Origin of the sequence: Nocardia colli (genome assembly GCF_008704205.1) — a bacterium.
Classification (GTDB): Bacteria; Actinomycetota; Actinomycetes; order Mycobacteriales; family Mycobacteriaceae; genus Nocardia; species Nocardia colli.
In genome coordinates this window covers 499,843-523,110 of record NZ_VXLC01000015.1, presented here as the reverse complement: position 1 = coordinate 523,110, position 23,268 = coordinate 499,843, and the positions used below count along the sequence as shown (strand labels likewise).

The window sequence follows — 23,268 nt, the reverse complement described above, 5'->3', positions numbered from 1 at the left end:
CACGCTTGTCTTCAAAAGTGTCTTCAATTATGTTTTCAATCATGAAGGTAGGCAAAGACGCTGTCAACAGCGATGCCGAGCGGGCCGGCACCGAGCGCCGAGCGGCCACATCCGCGCGCCCCGCGAGCCGCACCACGGCGAAGGTCTTGGATGCCATTCGTGGCGCCATCCTCAACGGCGAGCTCTCCCCGGGAGAACAACTCCGGCAACAGATCTGGGCAGACCGGTGCGGCGTCAGCCGCCCGCCGGTCCGGGAAGCCCTCGAGATACTGAGCAACGAGGGACTGCTCACGCACGGGCTGAACCAGGGCTACTTCGTCGCGAAGTTCAGCAACGACGAAATAGAGCAGCTCTATACGATGCGGGACCTACTGGAGTCCGAGGCGATCCGCACGCTCGAGTGGCCGACCGCAGCGGAACTGGCCGAGCTGTCCGCGCACGTCGAGCGGATCGAAGCCGAGGCGAAGGCAGGCAGGCCCGACCTCGCGAGAGGCGCGATGGCGGACCTCTACCTGTCCATCTACCGCCTGTGCCGCCGCACGCTCATCATCGCCGAAATCGAACGGCTCTGGGCGCGCACGGTCTCCTATCGCGCACACAACTACGACATACTGGCCGCACCGGAGGAGTCGGCAGCCCAGTTCCGCCTGATCCTCGACACCCTGGCCGCACAGGATCGCGAGCGACTCAGCGAGCTGCTCCAACGCCCGGTCGTGAGCATCCTGGCCCGCGCGCGGGCGGCGATCTCGCACACCGCGGCCGCCGACAGCTGAACCAGTGCGCGAGAGCCGATTTCGCGGATAGACCCGTCCCGGCGCGCGCATGCCTTCCCAGCCGACGAGCTCGGCGAATGCCGCACCGGACCTCGATCATTATATTGGCCTTACTATCAGTAAGATTATTTTGTCAGGAGTCAGGTGGCGTGCGGCGGCAGCCACCCAGTAACGACGCGGAGTGGATACCGATGGCGGAGAACATCTTTCAGGCGAGAATGCCATCCAGGCCGCAGGCCGCACACGAATCTTGCGTGGTTAATATTAACCGTGCAAGACTTAGGGCATGAGCAGCATGGCATACCTCGCCCAGACCTCGGTCCCGTTGTTCTGGCCGCTGGTCGCGGCCATCGGCGCACTCGTCGCCACCCGCCATAGTCCCTCTCGCGCAGCCGCTTTGGAGACCTGGCAGCGGTGGTGGGCGGTGGTCGCGCTCGGGTTCGGCAGTTTGTGGATGACGATCACGTTCTTGACGGTGCCGGAGGTCATGGCGACCGCGATCGGATTCGATTCCACGCCATTCCAGTTCGAGATCGCGTTCGCCAACCTCGGACTCGCGGTCATGGGTTTCCGCGCGGTCTCGGCCTCGGCTCGTGAGCGGATCACGATCGGGCTGGGAGCCGGAATGTTCTTGTGGGGCGCGCTGATCGGTCACGTCTACCAGTGGTTCGCCCACGGTGACCACGCTCCCGGCAACACCGGTGGCGTTCTGGTCTGCGATCTACTGTTCCCCGCGGTCATGATCGCCCTCGCCTACCGCGCCCAACGACTGTCCACACCGCAGCCCGATACGTCAACCCTGTTGTCCAGCAACATGACTGACTCATCGGACGCAGCCGGGAGCAGGCAGGCATGAACACGGCAATCGTGGTCGGCGGCGGAATCGGCGGGTTGAGCGCGGCACTAGGCCTCGAGCGTGCGGGCTGGCGGGTGACGGTGCTGGAACGAGCCGAGCAGTTCCGACCAGTCGGCGCCGGGTTGATGCTGGCACCCAACGCGGTACGAGCGCTGAACTGGCTGGGACTGGCCGAGGAACTCCGGTCGCTGGATACCGCGCAGGGCACCACGGGAATTCGGACCGCATCGGGCAGGTGGCTGCTGCGCGGCGATGTCACCGAGGTCATCCGCCGGTTCGGTGTCCCCGGCTACATGCTGCATCGGGCCGACGCGCACGCCGTGCTGATCGCGGCGCTGCGGCATACCAACCTGCGCACCGGCCACCAGGTCACCGAGGTGGATCCCGACGCGGGCGCCGTGACGTTCCGGCGGCCCACCGGCGAAACCGAAACACTCGGTGCGGATCTCATCGTCGCCGCGGACGGCGTCGCCAGTCCGGTACGGGCCCAACTGTTTCCAGACCATCCGGGACCGTGCTACGCCGGGTACCTCACCTGGCGCGGCGTCGTACCGGCCGAGGCCGCTGCCGACATCGAAGTGGGCCGCTCGTTGATCGAGAGCTGGGGCCGGGGCCGGCGCTTCGGCGTCATGCCGCTCACCGGTGGCCGGGTCTACTGGTACGCCACGCTGTCGTCCCCGCCGAACTCCCACGCCCACGCGAACCTGGAAACGGTCGCACGACTCTTCCGCGACTGGCACGACCCGATCCCCCGCCTGATCGCCGCCACTCCCCTGAAATCGCTACTGCGACATGACATCTACTCCCTCGAAACACCGCTGCCCAGCTACGCCACCGGCCGGGTAATCCTGCTCGGCGATGCCGCACACGCGATCACCCCGGACCTCGGGCAGGGCGCGGCACAGGCGCTGGAGGACGCCGCGACCCTGAACGCGCTCGCCACCACCGAGTCCACCGTGGAATCCGTGATCGCCGGCTACGACCTGGCGCGGCGCGGCCGCACCCAGCAACTGGCGCGGGCGTCGGCTGCGGCCGGGCGGGTCGCGCAATGGCGCAATCCGCTGAAGGTCGCGCTGCGGAACAGCCTCGTGTGGCTGACGCCGCGCTCGGTGTACCTGAATTCGCTGCGCGAAACCTTCTCCTGGACACCCGAAACCACATTCACGGAGCGAGACCCGGTGGCGGCCTCTGCGCGATCCGAGGCGGGCAACTGATGCGCACGGTCCTGGTGCTTTTCGACAGTCTCAACCGCCGGTTCCTGCCGCCCTACGGCGCCGAGTGGGTACACGCCCCGAACTTCACCCGGCTCGCCGCGCATTCCGTGCGGTTCGACAACTGCTACGGCGGCTCGATGCCGTGTATGCCCGCCCGCCGCGAGATGCACACCGGCCGCCACAACTTCCTGCACCGTTCCTGGGGCCCGCTGGAACCTTTCGACGACTCCGTGCCGGAGCTGCTGTCCGCGGCGGGCGTCTACTCGCATCTGGTCACCGACCATCCGCACTACTGGGAGGACGGCGGAGCGACGTACCACAGCCGATTCCGCACCTTCGAGTTCTTCCGCGGGCAAGAGGGCGACGCGTGGAAGGGCCAGGTCGCCGATCCCCCGCAACCGCCGAGCCCCCGCCGGGTCCGAAACCAGCTGTGGCGCCAGGATCTCGTGAACCGGCAGTACCTGACCGAACCGGCCGATCACCCGCAGATCCGGACGGTCCACGCCGGGCTCGAGTTCATCCGCACCAATCACGCCGAGGACGCGTGGTTCCTGCAGATCGAATGCTTCGACCCGCACGAACCCTACTTCTCCGACCGCGAATTCCAGCGCCACTATCCCGCGCTGGACGCGGCCGGGCAGTCCCCGGCGTGGCCCGACTACAAGCGAGTGGCCGAAGATCCGGAAACCGTGGACCGTGCGCGAGCCGAGTACGCCGCGCTGCTGACGATGTGCGACGCGTCGCTGGGTCGCGTTCTCGACGTCTTCGACGAGCTCGACCTGTGGGACGACACGCTGCTGATCGTGTGCACCGACCACGGTTTCCTGCTCGGCGAGCACGGCTGGTGGGGCAAGAACGTACAGCCCTGGTACGACGAGAACATCCACACGCCACTGTTCGTCTGGGATCCGGTGGCCCGGACGAAAGCAGGCACCTGCCGGGAACTGGTGCAGACCATCGACTTCGGCCCCACCCTGCTGGACTTCTTCGGTCTCCAGCCGACCGCGGATATGCAAGGCCGGTCCCTGCTTTCGCTGCTGCGCGACCCGGCGCCGGGCAGGCACCGAGCGGGGGCGTTGTTCGGGATCTTCGGCGGGCACGTCAATGTCACCGATGGGCGGTACGTGTACCTGCGGGCTCCGGCCGCGCCGGGCAACGCGCCGCTGTTCGAGCACACGCTGATGCCCACGCACATGGCCTCCCGTTTCAACCCGGCCGAACTGGAAGACGCGCAGTTGGTCGGCCCGCTCCCGTTCACCAAGAACGTCCCGGTGTTGCGGGTACCCGGATTCGCTGTCGGCGACCCGTTCGATTTCGGCACGGCCCTGTTCGATCTGGAAAGCGATCCCCGCCAAGCGAATCCGATGATCGACGACGACCTCGAACTGCGGATGATCAACCTCCTGCTGGAACTCATGCGCGCGAGCGACGCGCCGGATTCCCAGTTCACCCGCCTCGGCCTTCCCCTCGAAGGGCCCGCCGATTCCCGGCACCTACTGGCCCGGACTCAACTGCGCGCTTATCAGGAAGCCGTTGCGCCACTACCGGTTCCGGCGGACTTCCCGACCGGGCGGCCGGGAGTGAACACGCCGATCACCGAACTCCTCGCCACCGCGGGCACCCGCGCGATCGTCGAGGCCGCGCTCGGACCCGCGATCGACCGCATTGCCGCGCAAACCGGGTCGGTCACTCTCCTCGACCTGGCCGATTTCACCCCGGTGCTGACCAGGCGAACCCTGCACCAGCTCGATCGGGCACTGGCCGGAAGCTGACCGGTCACCCACCACCCTCAGTTAGGTATTCCGTTGACAGACACCGTCATACCGGCGTCCCAGGCAACCACCGGCACCCCGGTGATCGTTCCCGGCCGCTGGCGCAAACTCGCCCTCGTCGTCGCTCCGCTCTGGGCCGACAACAACGAATCAAGTGTGCTCAGCACCCTCGCCCCGGTCATCGTCGCGGCAGTCGCGGCGCCTGCGGCCGCGGTCGGCTACCTGACCTCCATCGGGAAGTTCATCAGCATCGTCTGCGGCCCGCTGTGGGCGTGGGTAGCGCGGAGGACCAACCGCAAGATCGCCTTCGCCGTTGCCTCCGGCCTCGCCGGAATCGCCACCGCCGCAACCGGTCTCGCGCAGAACTACACCCAGCTCATCGTCCTGTACGGAGTGTCGGCCGTGTTCATCGCCGCGGCACTGCCGATCGCCAGCGAAATCACCGCCGACCTGTTCGACGATGCCGCGCGCGGTCGCGCCAACGGTTACACCTGGGGCGCGATCTCCCTCCTCGGCTCGGTGCTCGGACCGCTGATCGGCCAGTTGTCCCGGGTGCCCGACGGCTGGCGTTACGGATTCTTCGCCTGGGGCACCATCACGGTGCTCACCGCCGTGCTGCTGGCCGTGTTCTTCACCGACCCCGCCGTCGGCGCCAGCGAGATCGCCGCGCCGACCGCCCGGCAGGCCGAGGACAGCCGGATCACCTGGACCAAGGTCCGGCAGATGCTCCGGATCCCCACCTTCGTCCTGATGCTGATCCAGCGGCTCATCTCGGGCCACCTGCTGATCATGAGCTTCGGCATCGTCTTCCTGGTCCACACCTACGGCTTCACCACCGCGGTCGCGTCCATCGTCACCCTGCCCTTCGGCATCGGCTATCTGCTCGGCACCTTCGGCGGCAGTCTGGCCACCGACTTCCTGCAAAGCCGGCTGCCCAGGATCGGCCGCGTCATCGTCCTGCAGTTCGCCCAGCTCGGTTTCGGTGTCGTCGCGGTGGTGGGTACCCAGCACGACTGGGGCGGCATCGAGGTCTTCGCCGGATTCTGGGCGGTCCTCGGCTTCATGCAGGGCCTCAACCCAGGGGTCAACCGGCCCATCGTGGCCGCCGTCGTACCGCCGGAAATGCGTGGCGCCGCCTTCGCGCTCCTGCTGTCGGTGTTCGAAGCCCTCGCCTACGCGCTGTTCAACCTCGCCGCCGGCCTGCTCACCGACGTGATCGGCCTCCGTGGCGTAATGCTTTGGATCCCAGGCATTCTCATGCTCGTCAACGCCGCCTTCTGCACCCTTCTCTATCGCACCTATCCCCGCGACGTCGAGCGGCAACGCACCCGCTCGGCCGAGCAAGCCCGACCCGCGGCGGCCGGATGACCCCCGCCCGGCACCTGATCGAACAGGCAGACCTGCCCGGCGGGACCTTCGCGATGGGCGACCCACACCGCGACGGATTCCACGCCGACGGAGAGACACCCGTGCACACCGTGGAACTCTCGCCCTTCACGATCGACACGACCACCGTCACCAATGCCGCCTTCGCGACATTCGTCGACCAGACCGGGTACGAAACCGACGCGGAAAAGTTCGGCTACTCCGCCGTGTTCCACCTCGTGCTGGCCGCCGACGACGAAGACCTCGTCGGCCCGGCCACCCACACTCCGTGGTGGATAAGGGTGCAAGGCGCGAACTGGCGACACCCGCAGGGACGACATTCCGGCATCGACGACCGCGGCGATCATCCGGTCGTGCAAGTCTCCTGGCACGACGCCATCGCCTACTGCGACTGGGCAGGCCGCCGACTCCCGACCGAAGCGGAGTGGGAATTCGCCGCGCGCGGTGGCCTGCCCGGAGCCCGCTATCCGTGGGGCGACGAACCGCCGGATGCCGGCGGCCGATGGCGCGCGAACATCTGGCCGACCACCTCCCCAACCACCATGCAGGAGAACGGATTCCACACCACCGCACCGGTACGCACCTACCGCCCCAACGGATACGGACTCTGGCAGACAGCCGGAAACGTCTGGGAATGGTGCGCCGACCACTTCTCCCCCAGCACCTACACCCACGACGCCAGAACAGGCCACGTCCGCGATCCACAAGGCCCCGCAACCGGCCATTCGCGAGTCCTGCGCGGCGGCTCATACCTCTGCCACGACAGCTACTGCACCCGATACCGCACCGCCGCCCGATCCTCCAACACCCCCGACTCCACCATGGGCAACGCCGGCTTCCGCACCGCCGCGACCTCGTAAGCCAGCCGCCCACTCCGGCACCGCGGATCCCGGCTGGGCCGATCCGTCATCGATCCGTCATCGATCGGCTCACCGCCGGCAGGTCGCGAAGGAATCCTGCGTCGCTGACGTCAACGGTCACGCGGATTTGCAGCGCCCCCTCACCGGACCGAAACCTCTGCACCGAGCATGCACGCGAATCGCTCTACGACGGCGGCACTAACCGAACCCACCACCCTCGGCTATTCCGGAGCGCGCCTGATCGCCGCAACGCGGTTCTATTCGTCAAAGTCAGCAGCGCAATTTGGTCACTGACACTGTCCCGAACGCAAGGTCGGTAGATGATCAGCTGGCAATGACCTTGTTCGACTTGGTGCGGTTGCACCGCCAGCACAAGGTCTGAAGGTTGTCAGGCGCGGTCAGCCCGCCCTTTGACACCGGCATGACGTGATCCACTTCGAGCAGCAGGTGAGGCTCAGCTGCGAGCGAGACAGAGCAGTACCTACAGGTGTAGCGGTCACGCTCCTTGATCATCGTCCGCAGCTTCGAGGTCATCAGCGCCCGCTGACCCGCTACGCTCCTACGAAACTTGATCTTCTCCGACATCGACTCGATCATCGCGTCGATCGTCTCTCGGTTGAGCGTGACAGTCGTGCGTTGCGAGCTATTCCCACCAGCGCTGACATACTCGAACACGTACACAGGGTAAGGCACCGTGATCGGCGACAATTCGACCCCAACATGCTTCATGAACTCGCCTGCGTAATGCTTCATGATGAACTTAGGCGGGCTGATCGACTGGGTGATGCTGGCCTCGCGCTGCCCAAGGTTGGTAACGGCATCTTCGAGGCGAGTGATGCCATCACCCAGGTTCTCTACGTCAGCCAGGTCGGTCTCGGTGGGCTTGATGTTGAAGTACTTCATGACGTACTTAATCGGGTCAGCACTCGCGGCACGCGCGACCTGCAATGAGCAGTTGTGTACGAACGGCGTCTGATACGTAGCGATGTTGCGGTCGCGCCGGTACCTGTGCCGGCTGGTGTTCTGGAAAGTTGCCAGGTGCGCCTGCGCTCCGCTGGACGACCCACCGAGCGCGAACGTGCCTCGACTGCGTATCTCACCAACGTACTGTGCGAGTTCGTTGTGCTCAGTGACGAAAGAGGCGATCGCGGCCTTGTGGGCCAAAAACTCGTCGCTCGCGAAGTACCGCTTCATGCGTATGTGCCGGATCAACAGCACCAGACCCCACGCCCCGAGCAGGACGGTACCGATCGCTGCGATCGGTAGCCAGTTCGCTGCTACCCACTCGATGATCAACAGGATCACCACTACTGCTATCAGGCCCACGACTGCTGGCAACTAGATCGCCCCTCCCTGGGAAGTGCTCAGTGCACGCGTCCTGACCGGTCGCGGAAGCGCCCGACAGAGAAGTGGGAGAACAGGAATGTCCTGCGGTGAGTGGCGGTGTGCTTATCTCACCGCTGCCCTAAATGAAGTACCCACTACGTTTACGCGCCTGAAACCAACGCTAGAGCGATATAGCTTGCAGGTATATCCGCTGAACGTCGTACAAATCAACCGATGGTTCGCTCCCAGCCCTGCGGCTTGTCGGTGCTCCCCGCAGCAGTTGGGCCTGAACGACTATTCGAGTTGCGACGCAAGACTTGTCGATGGGCGGTTCTCGTGCTGCTCAAGGTCCAGATGCCCGCTGGCGATATGAAAGCAATCAACCGTCCGGTCGATCCCGGTAACCGTAGACACCCCAATCATCGCCGGCCAGGTATGCGGCGTGCTGGGCGTCTGCCCTCGCTGCGATCTCGCGAGTCGCTGCAGCGCGGTCCCTCGACCGCAGCCACGCCAGCCAAGCAACAGATGCAACCATCCAAGCTGAACCGATGACAACTCCCCACGGATTACCGAGAGCGATGTTGTTCACCGCCGCGGCGGCACCGGACGCAATGCTGGCGAACGCGAACACTTTCGGATGCCCCCGCATGGCTCCGACCACCCAGTTCACAGCTCGGGCGACCTGTTCGGGATGCGTTACGCACCACTTCACGACCAGAAACAGCAAAACCCACGGGAGAAAGAGCACCACAACAACAACCCGCCCGGCTCGTAGCTCGCCGGTCGTGGCGGGTTTGCGTGTTCGCGCCATACTCGGTATTCGCTTCGATGAGCCCTTCCGTTGCAGATCAAGGGCAATGGTGTGGCTCAGCGTGGCATGCCGCCCGCGATCGTTTTTGGACTCCTTCCGGAGGCGAGTATCCCGCCTCACGATCGGTGTCCAGAAGACCGGGCCAACCTCATCGCGCATCAGGCGCTCATTGAGCTCCGCGGGTCTTGCCGAGATCCTGCTGCTCACTCCGCTCACCTGGAAAGCAGCTTGGGCATTCGCACATGTCAGGAGAGCGCCGGTAAGTCGAAGCGGTCCAAGGCCGCATTCAGGTCGTAGTCGTAGTGATAGTCCACCCCGACACCGCGCTCCGGGCGATCAGCGGCGAGTAAGGCCGCCGGTATCGGCTTCCGGGACGCCGAGGCACCGGTAGATCTCGACGGCTGAGCGAAGTTCGGTAACGGCGGCGGAACTATCGCCCGAGCCCACGCGACAGCACGCGATGCTTTCCGAGGCGTGAGCTTGTTCGAGGTGACTACCGATCCCACGAGCCCGTCTGAGAGCGTCTGTCAGTACAGTCAGCGCTCGGCGTCGTTCACCGGCTGTCAGCAGTTGAGCGCCTCGGCTTCTCCGAGACGGTCGCCGAGCTCGCGATGCAGGGTGAGGGTCTGTTGGTGCAGCTCGTCGGCCTGCTCGTAATCCCCAGCCAGCCTGCGCACGACGCCGAGATCGATGGGGGCATTGGCCTCCCTGCGGCGGTTGTCGAGCTCGCGATAGCGGCTCAACGACTGATGCTGCAGTTGAGGGTGAGTTCGTGGCGTCGCATCAAATGTCCTTACTGGAATCGGTTGTCCAGCGTCGCGTGCTGGGGTCGGTGAACCTACCTGTTGCGCCGAATTGCGGTTGCGATGGTGGTGTGGTCATAGCCTGACGCCAGGAGAGCGAGCAGGAGGATGCGGGGCTTAAGGGGGTCGAGGTCCCATGATTTTGCTTTTACAACCTCCTTGCAATTTTGAATGGGCACATCATCCGAATGGGCGGATCATCCGAATTATTCTCTTGCAAGAAATTGCCGGGGGACCGGTCCCACGGCAATTCTGCAAAGCTCCCAAACGTAAGGACAACTGGAAAACAGGAACCCTCCGAAGATCTCCGTCAATCGACCGAGCACCCCGGGCCCCACGGAGGGAAGGATAGGGGTGCCCGTTCCTGAATTAGGACGATCCGGAATCGACCGATCGTCCATTGAGCGAGAGGAGGAGATACGAGGCGCGCCTATAGTTTAAAATCAAGCAGCGATCGCCACGCGCGATAGGTCGGTGGCGTCTTCAAACACATCGACCAGCCATCGACCGGCTGCTGAACTATTGCCAGCACACCGCCGCTCACGCCGATCAATGGCCGCTGCATTACAGCCAGGCCCGTTGATACGTTGCACCCCGCAGAGCGGAGCGATATCCCGATTCAGGAGTTCGGCGAGCAGAAACGGGCGTTGGCATGGATGCACATCGAGCGGGACAACCTGCTGACTGCCTGGAATACACCGGTCTCCGCGAATCCGCTTGACCGATGGCTTTCCGCGACGTAATTTTGAGCCTATCGAATCTTGAGCCGCCGGAAGGGAACGAAGTCGGATGTCGACCGCCTCTGACCTGCGTCGCCTCGCTCCCCGGACCGCTTGGATTCCGAGTCGCGTAGCCCACGGCTGCTGAGCAGACCTTCCCCGCGTACCCGATCGTGGCCCCGGCATCTTCCGATCTCTGTCAGCACCCGCAGCACGTCGACCCGTGCTGATTTGCGCGCAGGCTTCTCCGGGCTGCGCTATCGAAGTAGAAAGCTGTTGAAATGGCGAGTTGGGTAATCACATCCACCGACCACCGAAATGATCACGTGTCATGGTAGCGGCGCGGATCACGGAGGCTGCCGTTCGAGGATTTTCAGCTATCGCCGATGCCTCCGGGGGACAATGACACCTACGGGTCAGCGAAAGGGTGAGGGCAGATGACCGCATCGGAGAGCATTGGCTGGCAAGGCAACACCATTGCACGCTGCGGTGTCGTTGAGCGGCTGAATCAGGTCGGCTCGCTCGTGGCGTTGGAGAGGGTGGCCTACGCTGCCGGCGCCACGAACTGGTACACCGCCCACAACCGTGAGGACCTGGAAAAGATCGCGCACGACCTGCGCCCGGGGAGTCTTGTCAGCTTCTACTTCGACAGCAGGATTGCCCGGGCACCGTACACCGGACGTGTTCGCAACGAACTGATCGACTTCATCGAGCGAGACGGGGACGCGCTTATCGGGTGGCTCGAACCGGACGGCGTGCACATCTCCATGGCCGTCGTCTTCGGCGCCGTAGACATCGACGAGGAAGTCCTCGACGCCGAAAGCGACGACGAGGTCTACTACGGCGCGTCCCCGGCGCGGGACAATGACGGCACGGACGCCATCACCGTGACATTGCCGGACGCGGACGGAGTGATTCGTTCACACGCGTACTAACTCGTTCCCGTTGCGCGCCAAACCCATCGCCACTAGGTATCCACGGGAGGACGCCATGCACGCTGCGATCCGCTACCTGCTCACACCAGACATCGACCCCGCCACCTTCTCCCCCGCCGATCCCGGCAAATTCATGTTCCTGGTCCAAATGCTGGCCGGACCGGCTGACGGCCCTGGAGAAGAATCCTTCCAGTTCGAAGTCTGCACACCCGCCTGGCTGCACGAGCGAGCACGACGCGAAGGACCTGTCACCGGCCGTCACCAGGTCATCGTCGACACCTTCGATTGGCCCTCATTGCAAAGGTTTTTCCAACGACTGGCCACCAGATGCTCCGGAACAGACTGGCGCGAAGTCGCCACGAAACTCAGCCGATACGGCCATTGGGAATTCGAGGACTACACACCAAGGGCGGGCAACACCTGACACCTGTTGGGCCTCACCCATTTCCAGAGTTCTGCCGGCGGCCGACTGCGTATCACTCTCGGGTGAAAGGCTTTTCGGCATCTTCCGCAGACCGCGCTGCACAGTGCTGACCTTCGGTGCACCGGCGCCGAGAGCGGGGTACTCGCGCGGTCGACAGCAGCCGCTGACAATCAGCTCACCGTGTAGTGACTTCGTGCGATCTCGAAGCGATGTTGGTCATTGACGCACTGGATACCGATTTCCCGGGCCAGCCCCGAGCAGACAATAGAGCCGTTGCCGAGAATCTTGTGGAATGGGAGGACTTTTCCGTCCTCGATCACCAGCTGGCAATCGTTGCTGAGCTGGACCTCTCCGGTGTTGCGCACGATGAAGGTGGGGAATTTATAGCCGCTGGGGCAGCGACTGGGTGGTGGCGGGTCGCCGGGGATGGTCCAGGGAACCTGGCCGACAATGACACAGAGCACCCGCTCGGCATCCATGTTGCAGCGGACGGTCTCCCGCTTCGGGTCGGTATCGGTGAAGTTCCCCTCGTACGCGGCAGCAGGCGCAGCCGCGACGGCGATCAGCGATACACCCATCAGACCCAGAAGCAGCGCCCGGCGAACACGTGTGAGAATCATCGGCCCAGCATCGAAGCCGCACCTTTCACGAGCGTTTCACACCGATCTCGAGCAATCGAAAGCGCTGTACCGCATGGGATTCCACCTCAGCCGATCGCAGAAGCGATAACCGTCCGCGCCATACTCACGAGGTCATGTGCCCGAGCCGGATCGCCAGCAGGTTCCCGACCAGGACAGCGACGAAAACGACCGCGGCCGCCCGGTAGCTCACGGCCCACAATCCGACCGCAGCCCCGCCGAAGACTACGACTTTGGTGACGACCGCCAGCAGCGGGTGGTCGAATGTCGCATTCGGCGCCGCGAACATGCCCCAGGCCAGCGCCGCGAGAGCAGGCGCGCCCACCGCCGAGACGAGCTTGACCGGCATCGCATCGGCGGTCTTCCAGCCCCACAGCGCCAGCGCCACGAGCGCGGCCAACTCCAGCACGAATGCCAGCGTGAGATTGGCCCATTTCCAGACTTCGTGCATGTCTGACTCTCCCTCAGGCCTACGTGAGCATCGCTCTCTTATGGGAGCAGTGTGCACGGTTGGTTGGTGATTCGTCAAGTCACCGCCCGGGCACGAACGTTCCGCGACCGTCAGCCCGGCGGACAGCATGCGCACGCGCAGCCGTGGCCCGATCGTCGACACCCCGCTGGCCGCAGGCACCACACCGCCAGGAGGCGTCACACACCGGCCCGCGGCCTCGACCTACCGCAGTCGTAGAAGCGATCGGCGACCTCGGGTCCGCCGGTGCTCGCCAGCTACGCGCTCCCCTTGCGCAGTGCGGCCCGCCACGAGCAGAGAGCCCGCCGATCGATGGTCAGGGTTCGAGATCGGCGACGCCCGCTCCGGTGGCGATGTCGAACGGCACCGAGACTTGATCGTGGGCAATTCGCCAGTCGCCGTCGACCTTTCGCAGGCCGTAGGTGACCCGCACCCACATGCCGTTCGAGCTGGCACCGTTGTTCAGCGTGCCGCGCAGACGGGCGAAGGCGTGGCCGAAGGCGACCTCGTCCCCGATGGTGAAGGTCAGGTCGCGTACGTCGTAGGTCACCGTCTCGAAGACGCGAAACACGTTGGCCCAGTTCGCGATTTTCGCGGCGATGCCGACGTGCTGCAGGGGCGGCTCGATATCGAAGGACACCACATCGTCGGTGTAGGCCTGCCGCACGGCATCGAGGTCTTTGTCGTGCAGTCCGTCGATCACGGTGCCGATCGTGCGGCGCAGCTGGGCCTCCTCGGCCTTGATGCGGTCGTCGTGGGACTGGAAGTCGTTGGATGCGTTCATGATCGGCTCCTTCAGGAGTTGACGAGGGCGGTGCGCAGTGGGGCCAGGGCATTGCTCCACGCGATGGTCTGGTCGAGGGTCTTGCTCAGCGCCCCACGCTGGCGGTCGGTGGGGACGAATGTGGCTGTGTTCTCGAAGTCGGTGAGCACCGAGATCGACACCTGGTAGCCGACGTCGGCCATGCCGAGGGTGCTGCACACGAGGCGCAGTTGCTGCACGGAACGCACGCCGCCGTCCACGCCGTAGGAGACGAATCCGACTGCCTTGTTCACCCATTCCGCGAACGCGTGGTCGAGGGCGTTCTTCAGCACGCCGGGAGCCGAGCCGTTGTATTCGGGGGTCACGATGATGAACCCGTCGAAGAGCGCGAGCCGTTCGGCCCAGGCGCGGGTGTGGGCGTTGACCGACGGGCCGAACATCGGCGGCACGGCCTCGTCGAAATGCGGGAGCGGGTGATCGCGCAGGTCGATGAGTTCGAAGTCGGCGTCGTCGCGAGGGGACGCGGTGTCGAGCACCCACTGGGCGATCGGCTCGCCTTTGCGGTGGGGACGGGTACTGCCGAGGATGATAGCGATTCTGGTCATACCCTTCCGACGAGACAGCCTCCCGGAATGTCAGGCCGTCTCACAAAACAGGTGGGTGATTCGTCGATTCGGTGAGGCACACACGATCCGAAGGAGACGACAATGACCGATCCGCAGCTCCCCGCGTTGATGGCCGAACGCCGCCAGCTGATCAATCTCGCCTACCGGCTACTCGGCTCGCTGGCCGAGGCCGAGGATGTGGCGCAGGAGACCTACGCGCGCTGGTACGCGCTCTCGGAGGCGCAGCGACAGGAGGTCGCCACGCCCGGGGCGTGGTTCACCACGGTCGCGGGCCGCATCTGCCTGGATCTGCTCGGCTCGGCGCGCGCCCGCAGGGAAAGCTATGTGGGCGAATGGCTTCCGGAGCCGATTCCCGGACGGTCGGAGTGGCGCGACGGTCGCGATCCGGTCGACCCCGCCGACCGGGTCACCCTCGACGAGTCGATCAGCATGGCGTTCCTGGTCGTTCTGGACTCCATGACACCGGCCGAACGTGTCGCGTTCGTCCTGCACGATGTGTTCCGGTATTCGTTCGCCGAGATCGCCGAGGTGGTCGGCCGCACCCCCGCCGCCTGCCGCCAGCTGGCCTCGAGCGCTCGCCGCCGCATCGACACCTCCCGCAGCGCGCCGTCCGGCGAGCGCGCCAAGGTGGTTCACGATTTCAAACAGGCTTGGGAGACAAAGGATATCGAGGCTCTTATCGGACTGCTCGATCCGGAGGCGACCGCGACGGCCGATGGCGGCGGGCTGGCCCTGGCTTTCCTCGAACCGATGCAGGGCGGCGAGGCGATCGCGCATGCCTGGACGGAGATCGCCTCCCGCGGCACGCCCGTCACCCTGCTGGAGCGGACCGTCAACGGCCAGCCCGGTTTGGTCGGCGAGATCGACGGCACCGTCGTGTCGGTCTATGCGTTCGATATCGCCGACGGCCGGATCACCCGCATCTGGGCGATCCGGAATCCGGAGAAGCTGCGGCACTGGACGGCGTGAAACACTGCCGTGCCAGGGGTTTCGGTGTCATTGACAGCCCCGGAACTGCCGCGGCGAACGCAGTCGCAATTCCGGATCGGCCGTGGACTCGTCGCCAGATCCGCGAGAGCTCGATGAGCTGATTCAGCTCGGCTTCGAGATCGCGGGGCGGGTGGAATGCTCGAGGACGCCGGTGCGGGGTGACACACCGGTCCGGCCGCGGCGGGGCATCGTGCCGGACACTTTCGCAGATGCCGTTGCTGATGCGCGGAATCTGTTGCGTTGCTGGCTGTTTGGGATCGACGTCGACAGACCGCGATAACGACGCCGAGACAGATCGCGAGGGCGGTGACCGCTGCGATGAGATAGTTACTGTCCGCGGGATTCGATCACGGTGATCTGTATTGCTGACACTCCAACGGGATTTACGGTAGGCAGGTTCTGACCATCTCACAGCGCGGCAAGAGGACGCTCTTTGCCTGCGGGGTGGGCTCCGACTTCTATGGACTTAGGCGGGCCGCCGGTGCTTCTGACCGATTCCGCGGCTTTGACAACGCTGGATGGCAGGACTGTCACTCTCGCGGTCGGGGAAATGGGCGGGTTCGTCGTGCACACGTCCCTGCCGGAGCCCGTCCAGGGGATCGCGTCCTCCCGCGAACCAGGCACCACGCGGACACCCGCGCCCGGTTCGGCGTTGGCCGGTTTCAGCGGCTACTACCGTGTTCGGCCAGCCTCGCCGGACCCCTTCCCGCGGGCTACCGGGCATCACCGGGTCTCCGGGCAGCGGGTGCAGGTCACCGGGAAGGCTTGGCCGTGGCCGCCGGGGCTCGACCCGTTCCTACTGATGGTGCACTCGTCTGCACGGGATGAGGTGTGCCTGGTGGTGGACGAGGTGGCGCAGCCGGTCACCGATCAGGCGCTGGGCTCGTGGCTGCGGGGGCTGCCGGAGTTGAGTACCACGACGCGGCGGCTGGAGGACCCGGTGGTGGTCTTGACCTGCAGCGGGGGCCGCGTGCGCCAGGAACTCGCCGACCTGCTCGGGCGCCTGGTCTGGTTTCCCCACGGGCTGATGTCCGTCGGCTCCGGACATGCCGCGACCGGGGTGCGGGTGAGCCTGCACAGCGCCCCGAGCGGCCACGGCGGGCGGTTCGGATCGGTCTATCCCCAGGGCCCGGCCGGTGATCGGGTGCGGTGGGCATACCGTTCTCTGTTCACCACCGACCCCGCCGGCTGGCTGGTCGAACGGTCCGCCCCTCCCGGCACCGCTGCCCCCGCGGGATTGCGCCCGTACCGTTTCGGTGAACAGCGCACCTACGGCCTGTGCTACTTCGACCGGCGTGACTACCGCTCCCGATTCGCCGCCCTGAACGCCCGACTGGGGTCTTCGCATGTGGCCTGGACACCGAACCACGCCTACCAGCCCGGGACCCGGGCACGCACCGACCCGCTCACCGGGACGCTGCCCGCCACAGCGCGCCCCTGGCACAGCCGGGAACTGGGCGGGCTGCCGTTCGGCCTGCACGACACAGCCATCGTGGTCGGCTACTTCGCCGACGGCCGGTTCGCGGTCTACGACGCGCGACAAGACGTGACCTATTGGGAGACGCCGACGACCTTCGGGCAGCGCCTGCGCAAGGACCTGACCGCCGGCGGTGCACCGATGCCCGCGCGGGTGCTGCTGCTGACCGACTTCGACGCGGTGCCGGCCACAGCTCGCCAGCAGATCGCACAGGACCTGGACGGCGCCGAACTGATCGCCGTGAGCACGCCCGCGACCCTGTTCCTCGACGAAAAGGACACCGGGGGTGGCACTCCCACTGCGCGCATCGCGCTGTTGCCCGCCACCAGCACTGCTGCCCCGCAGGTGTGGACGACCACGACTGCTGCCGGTACCTCAACCACGCGGTCCGAACACGAGTCGGACTGGGAAACGGTATCCGACGGGGACTCCATCCATTCGTACCTGACCACTGGATATGACGAAACCCGCGACGACGCCTCCGACTCGGAGGATTCCGCCTACCGGGCACGCCGGGCGGCGTGGGTGCGAGGCAAGCGACGGGTCGGGGACCCGCAGGACCCGCACGACGTACCCGATATCGACGACGAATCAGCACGAACTACGCCGGAGGAGCCGAAGCGGGAGATTCCCACTATCGAGATCACCCCGCCGGACGGTATGAGCGATCCGATCCGGGATTTCGGTACCCGCCGCGACGGCTCCCAGGACCTGAATCACATCACCGCGGTGCCGCAGGAGACGGTGGAATGGCTGCACGAGCAGGTTTTCCGCACGGTGGAGGGCGACCGCGGCGCGGACGAGGGCTTCCGGGCCGAGGTGCGGCGGGTGCTGAGCGGGCGGTTGCTGTCGAGCGAGTGGGCCCGCCTGCTGAGCGAGTCGGGCATGCCGCTGCGGGTGAAGTATCGGGGCCGCAGCCATCCGGTGTCATTGCGGGTGTCGCTGCGGGCGCTCGGGCCGTCGGAGGAACAGATCGAGCCGCTGCGGGATGGGCCACCGGTCGGTATTCAGCGGTGGGCGTTCTGGATTTCCGACACCGGTGACAGTGGCGGCAGCAGCGACCTGCGGGCGTTCTCCTATGCACACGCCATCCGGTGGGGCACCGGCAACGAGAAGTTGAGCTCCGTCACGCTGACGCCGGAGGTCGACATCGTGCACAACCAGTTGAGCACCGGTGTGTCGGTGGGCGCGACGGTACAGCCGATGACCATCATCCGGAGCAAGGGGCGTTCGTGGCCTTTCGACTACGACATGGTCTGGGAGCTGCGTGCGAACGACGGCCCGAGTGGCCCGGCGTCACCGAAACCCCCTGCCGGGCAGTGGCGGACCGCCACCGCAGACGCACCGAACAAGCTGCTGGTCTGGTTCCCGGGCTACATGTCCAAGTCCGGCGAGACGCCCAGGATCGATCCGGGAGACGACACCACCATTCCCGCTCCGATGGATCGGCTCCGTGACGATGTCCCGCTCCACGGAGTAACCACCTTCCCGGACCACGACAAGCTCCTGGCCGACGTGATGGCCTCGTTCGACGAGCATTTCGACGGCCTCTCCGACAATTCGGCCGAGCAGTTACGGGAGTTCTTCTCCGAGGGCAATGTTCGAAGCATGATCCCGATGTCGTGGGATCGCCCGGCCGCTTCCGGGACGGATGGCGAGGCCGAGACGGACATGACGGATTCCTCGGCGGATTCCGAGACGGATGATTCGGGGTGGAAGGTGAAAGACGGCTCGGTGGAGTCCCCGATCTTCTACACCGCCTCCGGCACACCGATCGGCTATCTGGAAATCACCACCGACCTGCGTGGCGGTACCGAGCCCACCGGGCCGACCACGGAAAAGTCCGTGCTGGAATCATATGTGCTGCGGTCGCTGCGGTCGCAGGGCAGCTCCACCATCGCCAACTCGCTCGGCGCAGGCGCATCGCTGTCGCTGGGCTTCGGTGGAACACAGACAGATCCCGCCACCGGCACTCCGTCCCGCGGCGGACAGATCGCGCTGAAGGGCGGGCTATCCCAGCACTTCAGCCACACCCTGAACTACGGCGGCAGCGCGCGGACGGCACATTCGCTGCGCACCGGCGAGCCGCTGCTGCACGTGACCCCGACCATGACCGTGCGCGTGCGGCTCGTGCGCCCGGACGGTCCCCCGATCGAACCGAAGCCGGAATCCCCGATGGACGGTGGTCGCGACTATCCGATCCACCTGCTGGTGCCGTCGCGGGCGACGCTCGGTGCGGCGCCGACTGAAACCCGTTATGCGCCTGCGGAAATCGTGCATCTCGAGCAGCTGGGCGTCTCGACGACGCCGCTGCGGGTGGACGGCGTCGAGCCGCTGCTGCTCGAGGCCGGGCAATGGCTGTCCGATCACGGCTTCTTCCCGACGGACCGCGCGACCGCGAGCCGGCTGGACGCCGCGACCCTGAACGCCACGCACGCACAGCGATTGAACAATCTCCGGAAGTTCAATCAGCTGAGCAACGCGCTGGGCCGGCGGTCGGCGCTGGACGAGATGATCGAGGGCGGTACCGCCGTCTGGTTCGAGTTGCCCACTCCGACAGGCACCGAGCGGGTCTCGATGAATCTCGCGGCCGAACGTCGCTATCCCACACCGGGTGACCGCTACGACGGCGTCGAGCACACCTGGACGTTGCCGAAGGTGCAGACGCTGAACTACACCGGATCCACCATTGCCGGAGACGAGCAGTTCACCGAGACTCCGCGCGCGTGGAAAGTCGGCGCCAGCGGTTCGATCACGAACCCGCTCGACAACACCGAGCACCTGTGGTTCCAGAACCTCACGCCCGACTACACCTTTTCCGATCAGTCCTCGAACACCCAGGAATCCACGGCGGGCACCGGCCACGAGTACTACACGCTGTCGCCCACCGAGGACGGCACCCAGGTGTTCACCGTGCCGGTCACCTACCGGATGCGGATCAGTCACAGCCACGCCGACCGCCACGACCATAGCCACAGCCGCGGCGCCGGACTCGCGCCGTCGTCCGCCGACGGCACCGTGAGGCTGGCCGTGCCGACGTACCGGACGACGACCGAAAGGCCCAGTAGCGCAGCCGAACCCGCAGATCCGATCGTGCGCGATCTGACCGGCGAGGACACCACGAACCTCTCGTTGCCGTCCCGGGGCCGCACTCTCGAGCAGGGGGTACTGCGAATCCCGGAGACCGCCCTGCTCGATCGCGTCGGCGGCAGCTTGGTGCTCCGTAAGACCGTCCTGGACCTGATCGACGGCCTCGCGCTCGAGGCAGCCGAGAACGCCCGGACCGATCCGGCCCTACCCGGCTCCTACCCGGCCGATGTCGCACCCGCGCCCCATGGATTCGCCACCGATCCGGCAATCTCGGGTGCGGATGACGCGGCCGGAGAAATGTCCGAATCCGCCGTGGACACCCGGCCCCGCCGACGGATACCCGGCGAATTCCCCGACGGTCCCGCGGAATTCGCACTGCCGCTCTGGAACACCGACACCGATCCGGCGATCCGATTTCTGCGCGACCTCGAAAGCGGAACCCTGCCTGCCCAGGCGGCACGCGAGGCTCATCCCAGCATCGAGGCTCGACCGGACGCGAATAACACTGAGCGGCAGACTCATACGGATTCGATGTGGTCGGCGCTCAGCGAGATGGTGCTCGACGGAGCGCACTGGGCGGTGGACAACGCCGCCGGAACGGTCCGGTGGGTGTGGCGCACCGCGCTCGGCGAGCCGGCGACGAACCCGGAGTCGATGGCGCACGAGCTCACACACACCGCACTGTCACCCCATCACGTGAATGCCAACGCGCTGCGGATGTTCCGGGACTCGTATGTGATCGAGGGCGCGAACACGCCTGGAGCGTTGGCAGGGACCGACATCACCATCGAGGTGACGGGGTACCTGACCGACGTCCAGTTGCTGTCGCAGCCGCCGAAGATGGACGGTGAACGCTGGTTGCAGTCGGTCAACGGCTCCGCGCACACCGAGTCCACGCAGCGCGGTCATCAGACCGGCGCCACATACACCGGTTCCGAGGGAAACTACACCAGCAGCGCCGTCGGTGGCGGCGCCTACCACTACCAGACCAGCAACACGAAAAGCGCTACCACCAACGACAATTCCGCCGTCTTCCGAGTCACCACCGAGGACACCACTGCGGTGCACCGGTTCTCCGCGGCCGCGCACTACGTCGTGACGGTGCGGGTCGGCAACCGTAACTTCGCCACCGGTGTGCTCGCAGGAGGCCTGCGCGCGGAGCGCACCCGGACGATCGATATCCCCGACGCCGTCGAGTTCCTGCTGATGGACAACGACCTGCAGAACCACCCTGATCTGCTCGCGCTCGTCTCCGCGCACAGCCTCATGACCGGCACCGATTACGCGGTCACGGAGGCGAACGAGCCCGATCGCGGACTGCCGACCTCGTTCGTGGAGAGCGGCAAGCTGGGCTTCGGCACGGTCACCGACGTGCATCTCGAGGGCGGCCGCAACGACCTGCGGGATCTGGCGCAGCAGTTGGTAGAGGAGCACGCACCCGGGGCCACCACACCCGGAACGGCGAACTACCAGCCCGGCGTACTGACCCGGATCAACGAGCACACCACCACCCTCGGCCTGCGCACCCTGCCGAATGCCGGCGACGAGGCGGCGGTGTTCCATTTCATCGATCGCTCGAGCTGGCTTGGGCCGCGGCTGGTGGAGGTCAAGTTCTCCGCCCACCCGGACCCCGCCGAGAAATGGTCCGAGGTGCGCGGTAAACGAGTCACCGTCACGTCCGGGCTGGACAATATCTTCGGTCACGCCACCGGCGACGGCGCCGCCCTGGGCGGGGCGACCCGGGTCGCCACCACGCAGACCCGCGGGCATCGGGTCGATGGGATCCTCGGCGGGCAGATCAACGGGCACCGGCCGAAGGTCGACCTCGCGGTGCAACGGCAGAGCAGTGTCACCGCGTTTCAGCACTCGAGCCGCGAAATCCGGGCCTGGCAAAGCACTCTCGGCAACACCAGCGAATTCCGCATGCCCTACCTATACGTCGTCGAGGTGAGCTCCCGCCCGCTCGACGAAGCACTGCTGACGTACCTGGTCCACCGCGGCATCAACAGCCTGGCCGCGACCGGGCAGGCGTTGGGTGTCCTACCGCCCCTGGATGTCTCACAGCTGACCACGCCTACGCTGAGCGTCGGCCGCAGCGCCCGCACCGCCCAGGTCCTGATCCGGTTCAACACCTCCGAGACGCCGCCGGACGATTCGGTTCTGACCCGCACCGATCCCGCTATCTACAGGTTCGATCCTGCCGCTCCCGGCGAGGGTGAGGCAATCAGCTACGACATACGCTCCCGTTTGGGCGGTCCGCCCTGGATACCGTCCCGGCCGATCGAGATCTACGACTTCGACGGCGTCGGGCAGCTCGCCCAGGCCCTGCGGCTGGTCGACCCCTCCTTGGACACGAGTGGACAGGCCCTGGCCAACCGCTCGTCGGAGGGCATGTTCATCCGCCTGACCACCCTCGTCGAGAGCGGCCGTCTCACGGTCCACGGGCCCGCCGCCTCCGCGCCTTTCCTGACTGCCGTCGCGCCGGAGGGCGGGCACCGTCCACCCGATCCCGCGCCGCACACCGGAAACGACCACGACACAACGACATCGGTCAAGTTCACCCTGTATTCGCCCCGCATCGAAAAGACCAGTAAGGACACCGCTATCCACCGCGTCGAATGGTCCGGCGACGGCTTCGGCGCCCAGGTCGACAACACCCTGTCCACGACCGCGGCGTTCGGAGTGAACGTCCGCTACACCGGCGAAGGCAGCCAGCGCGGCACCTTCAATACCCCGCTCACCGGCGAGCACGCCGGCCACGGCCAATCCGGCACCGTCACCAGCAACCGCCGCGAACTCCTGCGCTTCGGCACCCCCATGGAAACCGCCAATGGAGGCACCACCGGGCATCGCATTCGTGCCCGGGGTGTGCTCGAGATACGCGGACCGAAGGGAACCCTTTGGGTGAGTGGCGATCTGCTGCTGCGCAGCACCGAAACCCCACCGCCCGAGACCATCTCGTTCCCACCGAACCGCGAGCACCCAGGCACCGCACAGCCGGAGCCGGCCCAACCGCCCGACGCGCCGCCGGACATCCCGTTCCGCCTGACGTGAGCCGGTTCACACGCAGGGCAGTGGCCGGTCTGCCGGTCCACCCCTACCGGCCGGGCGCGAACTACTGCTTCTGAGTTTTCAGCTGCTCGACCTTCGAAGTCAGCACGCACCGTTCTCCCATTCGCCCGGAACGAACGCACGCGCCTTGTAATTGATCGGATACTGCTGAGCCTGCCAGCCGACGGACCGGTTCGAGCTCTCGGCCATCACACACCGTTAGCGCTCGACTGGGGAGACCGGACCGCGCGGCCGGTTGGGGTCTTTCAAATGCGGCGTACCAGC

17 protein-coding genes are annotated in these 23,268 nt (G+C 65.9%); 10 read left to right on the top strand and 7 right to left on the bottom strand.

Annotated features, from left to right (window positions below; genetic code table 11):
* Positions 1-41 precede the first annotated feature (41 nt).
* From F3087_RS29385 to F3087_RS29360, 6 genes are all read left to right on the top strand, one after another.
* On the top strand, positions 42-773 hold the full coding sequence (locus F3087_RS29385) for a GntR family transcriptional regulator (RefSeq protein WP_191094196.1): 732 nt from the start codon (positions 42-44) through the stop codon (positions 771-773).
* 286 nt (positions 774-1,059) lie between these two features.
* Positions 1,060-1,629 carry a DUF6790 family protein gene (locus F3087_RS29380; RefSeq protein WP_150405299.1) on the top strand — a complete coding sequence of 190 codons (570 nt, stop codon included), beginning with the start codon at positions 1,060-1,062 and terminating at the stop codon, positions 1,627-1,629.
* Positions 1,626-2,843, top strand: coding sequence for an FAD-dependent monooxygenase (locus F3087_RS29375; RefSeq protein ID WP_150405298.1), 1,218 nt, complete (start codon positions 1,626-1,628; stop codon positions 2,841-2,843). The genes F3087_RS29380 and F3087_RS29375 overlap by 4 nt, the downstream gene beginning before the upstream one ends.
* Positions 2,843-4,615: a sulfatase gene (locus F3087_RS29370; RefSeq protein WP_150405297.1), complete on the top strand. Its 1,773-nt coding sequence runs from the start codon at positions 2,843-2,845 to the stop codon at positions 4,613-4,615. Before F3087_RS29375 ends, F3087_RS29370 begins: the two co-directional genes overlap by 1 nt.
* 33 nt (positions 4,616-4,648) lie before the next feature.
* The gene (locus F3087_RS29365) at positions 4,649-5,983 is read left to right on the top strand and encodes an MFS transporter (protein WP_191094195.1); all 1,335 of its coding nucleotides are present in this window, start codon (positions 4,649-4,651) and stop codon (positions 5,981-5,983) included.
* The gene (locus tag F3087_RS29360) at positions 5,980-6,861 is read left to right on the top strand and encodes a formylglycine-generating enzyme family protein (protein WP_150405295.1); all 882 of its coding nucleotides are present in this window, start codon (positions 5,980-5,982) and stop codon (positions 6,859-6,861) included. The genes F3087_RS29365 and F3087_RS29360 overlap by 4 nt, the downstream gene beginning before the upstream one ends.
* A 324-nt stretch (positions 6,862-7,185) precedes the next feature.
* Here the strand turns inward: F3087_RS29360 and F3087_RS29355 are convergent, their stop codons facing one another.
* The 3 genes from F3087_RS29355 to F3087_RS29345 all read right to left on the bottom strand — a co-directional run bounded on the left by F3087_RS29355 (position 7,186) and on the right by F3087_RS29345 (position 9,741).
* A complete protein-coding gene (locus tag F3087_RS29355) occupies positions 7,186-8,121 on the bottom strand; it encodes an HNH endonuclease (RefSeq protein ID WP_396897590.1) in 936 nt (311 codons plus the stop codon).
* A gap of 445 nt (positions 8,122-8,566) precedes the next feature.
* Positions 8,567-9,205 carry a hypothetical protein gene (locus F3087_RS29350; RefSeq protein ID WP_150405294.1) on the bottom strand — a complete coding sequence of 213 codons (639 nt, stop codon included), beginning with the start codon at positions 9,203-9,205 and terminating at the stop codon, positions 8,567-8,569.
* A gap of 356 nt (positions 9,206-9,561) precedes the next feature.
* Entirely contained in the window at positions 9,562-9,741 is a 180-nt protein-coding gene (locus tag F3087_RS29345) for a hypothetical protein (RefSeq protein WP_150405293.1), read from the bottom strand.
* A 1,216-nt stretch (positions 9,742-10,957) separates the two neighbouring features.
* Here F3087_RS29345 and F3087_RS29340 point away from each other — a divergent pair.
* Positions 10,958-11,455, top strand: coding sequence for a hypothetical protein (locus F3087_RS29340; protein WP_150405292.1), 498 nt, complete (start codon positions 10,958-10,960; stop codon positions 11,453-11,455).
* 55 nt (positions 11,456-11,510) lie between these two features.
* Positions 11,511-11,879, top strand: coding sequence for an immunity 8 family protein (locus F3087_RS29335; RefSeq protein ID WP_150405291.1), 369 nt, complete (start codon positions 11,511-11,513; stop codon positions 11,877-11,879).
* Positions 11,880-12,049: 170 nt separating this feature from the next.
* Here the strand turns inward: F3087_RS29335 and F3087_RS29330 are convergent, their stop codons facing one another.
* The 4 genes from F3087_RS29330 to F3087_RS29315 form a co-directional block, all read right to left on the bottom strand.
* Positions 12,050-12,499: a hypothetical protein gene (locus F3087_RS29330; protein ID WP_150405290.1), complete on the bottom strand. Its 450-nt coding sequence runs from the start codon at positions 12,497-12,499 to the stop codon at positions 12,050-12,052.
* Between the two features lie 124 nt (positions 12,500-12,623).
* Positions 12,624-12,968 carry a YrdB family protein gene (locus F3087_RS29325; protein ID WP_191094194.1) on the bottom strand — a complete coding sequence of 115 codons (345 nt, stop codon included), beginning with the start codon at positions 12,966-12,968 and terminating at the stop codon, positions 12,624-12,626.
* Between the two features lie 334 nt (positions 12,969-13,302).
* A complete protein-coding gene (locus tag F3087_RS29320; RefSeq protein WP_150405288.1) occupies positions 13,303-13,770 on the bottom strand; it encodes a YybH family protein in 468 nt (155 codons plus the stop codon).
* Positions 13,771-13,781: 11 nt separating this feature from the next.
* Entirely contained in the window at positions 13,782-14,354 is a 573-nt protein-coding gene (locus tag F3087_RS29315) for an NADPH-dependent FMN reductase (protein WP_150405287.1), read from the bottom strand.
* A gap of 102 nt (positions 14,355-14,456) precedes the next feature.
* On the opposite strand from F3087_RS29315, the gene sigJ reads away from it, so the two are divergent.
* Together sigJ and F3087_RS29305 are read left to right on the top strand one after the other, a co-directional pair.
* Positions 14,457-15,344 (top strand): RNA polymerase sigma factor SigJ, encoded by an 888-nt coding sequence (gene sigJ / locus F3087_RS29310; protein ID WP_150405286.1) that lies wholly within the window; start codon positions 14,457-14,459, stop codon positions 15,342-15,344.
* Positions 15,345-15,915: 571 nt separating this feature from the next.
* Complete coding sequence (locus F3087_RS29305) at positions 15,916-22,986, top strand: hypothetical protein (protein WP_150405285.1); 7,071 nt, start codon at positions 15,916-15,918, stop codon at positions 22,984-22,986.
* The last annotated feature ends 282 nt before the right edge of the window (positions 22,987-23,268 follow it).

Coding starts and splice junctions, on each gene's coding strand:
- sigJ (WP_150405286.1), top strand. CDS start 14,457: ATGACCGATCCGCAGCTCCCCGCGTTGATGGCCGAACGCCGCCAGCTG.
- F3087_RS29360 (WP_150405295.1), top strand. CDS start 5,980: ATGACCCCCGCCCGGCACCTGATCGAACAGGCAGACCTGCCCGGCGGG.
- F3087_RS29385 (WP_191094196.1), top strand. CDS start 42: ATGAAGGTAGGCAAAGACGCTGTCAACAGCGATGCCGAGCGGGCCGGC.
- F3087_RS29305 (WP_150405285.1), top strand. CDS start 15,916: ATGGGCGGGTTCGTCGTGCACACGTCCCTGCCGGAGCCCGTCCAGGGG.
- F3087_RS29315 (WP_150405287.1), bottom strand. CDS start 14,354: ATGACCAGAATCGCTATCATCCTCGGCAGTACCCGTCCCCACCGCAAA.
- F3087_RS29340 (WP_150405292.1), top strand. CDS start 10,958: ATGACCGCATCGGAGAGCATTGGCTGGCAAGGCAACACCATTGCACGC.
- F3087_RS29325 (WP_191094194.1), bottom strand. CDS start 12,968: ATGCACGAAGTCTGGAAATGGGCCAATCTCACGCTGGCATTCGTGCTG.
- F3087_RS29370 (WP_150405297.1), top strand. CDS start 2,843: ATGCGCACGGTCCTGGTGCTTTTCGACAGTCTCAACCGCCGGTTCCTG.
- F3087_RS29330 (WP_150405290.1), bottom strand. CDS start 12,499: ATGATTCTCACACGTGTTCGCCGGGCGCTGCTTCTGGGTCTGATGGGT.
- F3087_RS29320 (WP_150405288.1), bottom strand. CDS start 13,770: ATGAACGCATCCAACGACTTCCAGTCCCACGACGACCGCATCAAGGCC.
- F3087_RS29335 (WP_150405291.1), top strand. CDS start 11,511: ATGCACGCTGCGATCCGCTACCTGCTCACACCAGACATCGACCCCGCC.
- F3087_RS29380 (WP_150405299.1), top strand. CDS start 1,060: ATGAGCAGCATGGCATACCTCGCCCAGACCTCGGTCCCGTTGTTCTGG.
- F3087_RS29375 (WP_150405298.1), top strand. CDS start 1,626: ATGAACACGGCAATCGTGGTCGGCGGCGGAATCGGCGGGTTGAGCGCG.